The 4,284-nt window shown below is 62.9% G+C and carries 4 protein-coding genes; 3 read left to right on the forward strand and 1 reads right to left on the reverse strand.

The genetic code is table 11. From position 1 onward, the window contains the following. The 3 genes from ABYB95_RS17985 to ABYB95_RS17995 form a co-directional block, all read left to right on the forward strand. A partial coding sequence (locus ABYB95_RS17985) for an FGGY-family carbohydrate kinase (RefSeq protein WP_372660004.1) occupies positions 1 to 480 on the forward strand: 480 nt, incomplete at its 5' end. 31 nt (positions 481 to 511) lie between these two features. Then, a complete protein-coding gene (xylA, locus tag ABYB95_RS17990; protein ID WP_372660010.1) occupies positions 512 to 1,828 on the forward strand; it encodes a xylose isomerase in 1,317 nt (438 codons plus the stop codon). A 56-nt stretch (positions 1,829 to 1,884) separates the two neighbouring features. Continuing rightward, complete coding sequence (locus ABYB95_RS17995; RefSeq protein WP_372660006.1) at positions 1,885 to 2,892, forward strand: Gfo/Idh/MocA family protein; 1,008 nt, start codon at positions 1,885 to 1,887, stop codon at positions 2,890 to 2,892. A 197-nt stretch (positions 2,893 to 3,089) separates the two neighbouring features. Here ABYB95_RS17995 and groL read toward each other — a convergent pair. Then, positions 3,090 to 4,284, reverse strand: a 1,195-nt coding sequence (groL, locus tag ABYB95_RS18000; RefSeq protein ID WP_372660008.1) for a chaperonin GroEL, incomplete at its 5' end; no start/stop codon positions are given.

Raw genomic sequence — 4,284 nt, forward strand, 5'->3', positions numbered from 1 at the left:
AGTGCCGAAGCGCAAATGGCGTCGCCCCTGTTCTTGCCGTACCTTGCCGGTGAGCGCACCCCGCACAACGATGCCCAGGTGCGTGGCAGCTTTCACGGCCTCGATTTCGACACCGACGCGGCCCGCCTGGGTTACGCCGTGATCGAAGGCGTCAGCCTGGGTTTGAAGGACGGCATGGCCGCCCTGCAGGCGGCGGGCTGCCACATCGGCACCTTGTCGCTGGTTGGTGGCGGCGCGCGCAGTGCCTTCTGGGCGCAGTTGCTTTCCAGCGCGCTGGACACCGAGGTGGTGACCCATGACACGTCGGCCGTTGGCGGCGCGCTGGGCGCGGCCCGCCTGGCCTGGTTGGCCACCGGTACGCCACCGGCCGAGGTGTGCCGGGTTCCACCGGTGTTGGCCCGCTACCAGCCTGACAACGCCGAACAGGAACGCCTGGAGGCCCGTTACACCCGTTTTCGCAGTCTGTACCGGCGCGCTTGAGCCGGTGCCTTTTTACCGAGAGACCCCTATGATGAATTCGTATTTTTCTGACATTGCCCCGATCGCCTTTGAAGGCAACAAATCGCCCAATCCGCTGGCTTTCAAGTGGTACGACAAGGACCGCCTGGTGCTGGGCAAGCGCATGGAAGACCATTTGCGTTTCGCCGTCTGCTACTGGCACAGCTTCTGCTGGAACGGCTTCGATCCCTTTGGTTACGACGGTACCTTTGAGCGCCCTTGGCACAAGATGGCCGATCCCATGGAGGCAGCCAAGGCCAAGGCCGATGTGGCGTTCGAGTTCTTTGCGAAACTGGGCGCACCCTACTATTGCTTCCACGACCGCGATGTCGCCCCCGAAGGCGCCACGCCGCGCGAGAGCGTGAACCACCTGCACGCGATGGTGGATGTGCTGGCCGCCAAACAGCAGGCCACGGGCATGAAGCTGCTCTGGGGCACGGCCAACCTGTTCAGCCACCGTCGCTTCATGTCGGGCGCTTCGACCAATCCCGACCCGGAGATCTTTGCTCTGGCCGCCTTGCAGGTCAAGGAAGCCATGGACGCCACGCTCAAGCTCGGCGGAGAAAACTACGTGTTGTGGGGCGGCCGAGAAGGCTACGAGACGCTGCTCAACACACGCATGGGGCAGGAGCTCGATCAGATGGGCCGCTTCCTCAACATGGTGGTGGAATACAAGCACAAGATCGGCTTCAAGGGCGCGATCCTGATCGAACCCAAGCCGCGCGAACCCTCCAAGCACCAATACGACTTTGACACCGCCACGGTCTACGGCTTCCTCTGCCGCCACGGCCTGGAGAAGGAGATCAAGGTCAACATCGAGGCCAACCACGCCACGCTGTCGGGCCACAGCTTCGAGCACGAGATCGCCACCGCACTGGACCTGGGCGTCTTCGGCTCCATCGACATGAACCGCGGCGACATGCAATGCGGCTGGGACACCGACCAGTTCCCCAACAACATTCCCGAGACCGCGCTGGCGCTCTACCTCATCCTCAAGGGCGGTGGCTTCACCACCGGGGGCCTGAACTTCGACTCCAAGGTGCGCCGCCAGTCGATCGACCCCGAAGACATGTTCCACGGGCACATCGGTGGCATGGACGTGTCGGCACGCGCCTTGTTGATCGCCGAAAAAATGCTGCTGGACGAACAGCTCGGCCAACTGGTGGACCAGCGCTACGCGGGTTGGGCCACGCCTTTCGGCCAGGACTTGCTGAGCGGCAAGATGGGCCTGGACGCTGTGGCCGCCCACGTGATGGCCCACAACACCGACACCCGTCCGGTCTCGGGTCGCCAGGAACGGCTGGAGAACCTGCTCAACAGCTACATCTAGATGAAACACCTCCGCGTGGCTGCGCGGAAATGCGAGAACTTCACCGTGAGGATGTCATGAAACCTGTGGTGTGGGGCGTGTTGGGCACTTCGAAAATCGGTCTCGAACAGGTGATACCGGCGATGCTGTCCAGCCCGCTGGTTGAACTGCGCGGCATCGCTTCGCGGTCCTTGCCAAGAGCCCAGGCTGCCGCGCGGTCGGTCGGTAGGGCGCTGGCTTTCGGCAGTTATGAGGCGCTGCTGGCCGACCCCGTCATCGAGGCGGTCTACAACCCGCTGCCCAACCACCTGCACGTCCCGATGACCCTGGCGGCCGCAGCGGCCGGCAAACATGTGTTGTGCGAAAAGCCGTTCGCCCTCGGCGCTGCCGAAGCCCTGAGCGTGAAGGACGCTGCAACGCGGGTGCTCATCGAAGAGGCTTTCATGGTGCGCCACCACCCGCAATGGCTGCGCGCGCGCGAGCTGGTGCGGTCTGGGCGCATCGGTACAGTGCGCGCGGTGCAGGTGTTCTTCTCGTACTTCAACGATGACGCGGCCAACATCCGCAACCAGCCCGGCATGGGCGGCGGCGCGCTGTACGACATCGGCTGTTACGCGGTGCTGGCGGGGCGTTACCTGTTTGAAGCCGAACCGCTGCGCGCGGTTTCGCTGGTGGATCGCGACCCGGTGTTGGGCACCGACCGGCTGACGAGTGCGCTGCTGGATTTTGGTGCCGGACGCCAACTGAGCTTCATGGTGTCCACACAAAGTGTGCCGTTCCAGCGGGTGCAGTTGGTGGGCACCACCGGGAGGATAGAGTTGTTCGTTCCCTTCAACGCGGTGCGCGGCGGGCAGATGCGGCTTGCGCTCGATGAGGGCGGGCAACTGGATGGCAGCAGCGTCACGGTGGAAACCCTGCCAGCAGCGGACCAGTACCGGCTGGAGGTGGAGGCCTTTTCGCGCCGCGTGCGCGATGGCGCCGGTCGCGAAACGGCCCATGGTCTGGACGATGCGGTGGCGCAGGCGCGCGTGGTGGATGCCCTCTGGCAATCCGAGCGCAGCGGGCGCTGGGAGTCCGTGGCCTGATCCAGACCTGCCGGTCGCATGTCCCCAACAAAAAACCCCGCGAGTCGCCTCGCGGGGTTTTTTGTTGGACTTGTCAGAAAGCGACCATGCATTCCGACGCAGCATGAGGTTTCAGGCCTAGGCGCCAAGGGCATTGACAGTAGCATCGCTACGGCAAGCCCTTGCAACAACGGCCTGGAACCTCAGGCAAGGCGCAATTACATGCCCATGCCGCCCATGCCGCCCAGACCACCCATGTCGCCCATGCCAGCGCCACCCATGCCACCGGCGGCTTCGTCTTTCGGAGCCTCGGAAACCATGCACTCGGTGGTCAACATCAGCGAGGCCACGGACGCGGCGTTCTGCAGCGCGGTGCGGGTCACTTTCGTGGGATCCAGAATACCCATTTCGATCATGTCGCCGTAGGTGTCGTTACCGGCGTTGAAGCCGTAGTTGCCCTTGCCGGCCAACACAGCGTTCACGACCACCGAAGCTTCGCCACCGGCGTTGTACACGATCTCGCGCAGAGGCGCTTCGATCGCTTTCAACACCAGCTTGATGCCGGCGTCTTGGTCGGCGTTGTCGCCCTTGATGGAACCAGCGGCTTGCTTGGCACGCAGCAAAGCCACGCCACCACCGGCCACAATGCCTTCTTCCACGGCAGCGCGGGTGGCGTGCAGTGCATCTTCCACGCGGGCTTTCTTTTCCTTCATCTCGACTTCGGTGGCAGCGCCGACCTTGATCACGGCAACACCGCCGGCCAGCTTGGCCACGCGCTCTTGCAGCTTTTCGCGGTCGTAGTCGCTGGTGGCTTCTTCGATTTGCACGCGCACTTGTTTCACGCGGGCTTCGATGTCAGCAGCAGCGCCAGCACCGTCGATGATGATGGTGTTTTCTTTGCCCACTTCGATGCGCTTGGCCTGGCCCAGATCGGCCAAGGTCACTTTTTCCAGCGTCATGCCGACTTCTTCGGCGATCACTTTGCCGCCGGTCAGGATGGCGATGTCTTCCAGCATGGCTTTGCGACGATCGCCAAAACCAGGAGCCTTGACAGCCACAACTTTCAGGATGCCGCGGATGGTGTTGACCACCAGCGTGGCCAGGGCTTCGCCTTCGACGTCTTCCGAGATGATCAGCAGCGGACGGCTGGACTTGGCCACTTGCTCCAGCGTGGGCAGCAGGTCGCGGATGTTGCTGATTTTCTTGTCGTACAGCAGCACAAACGGGTTGTCCAGCAAAGCGGATTGCTTTTCTGGATTGTTGATGAAGTAGGGCGACAGGTAGCCGCGGTCGAATTGCATGCCTTCGACGACTTCGAGTTCGCTGTCCAGCGACTTGCCGTCTTCAACGGTAATCACGCCTTCCTTGCCCACTTTGTCCATCGCATCGGCAATGATCTTGCCGATGGTTTCG

This window comes from Hydrogenophaga sp. (genome assembly GCF_041633695.1).
Classification (GTDB): domain Bacteria; phylum Pseudomonadota; class Gammaproteobacteria; order Burkholderiales; family Burkholderiaceae_C; genus Hydrogenophaga.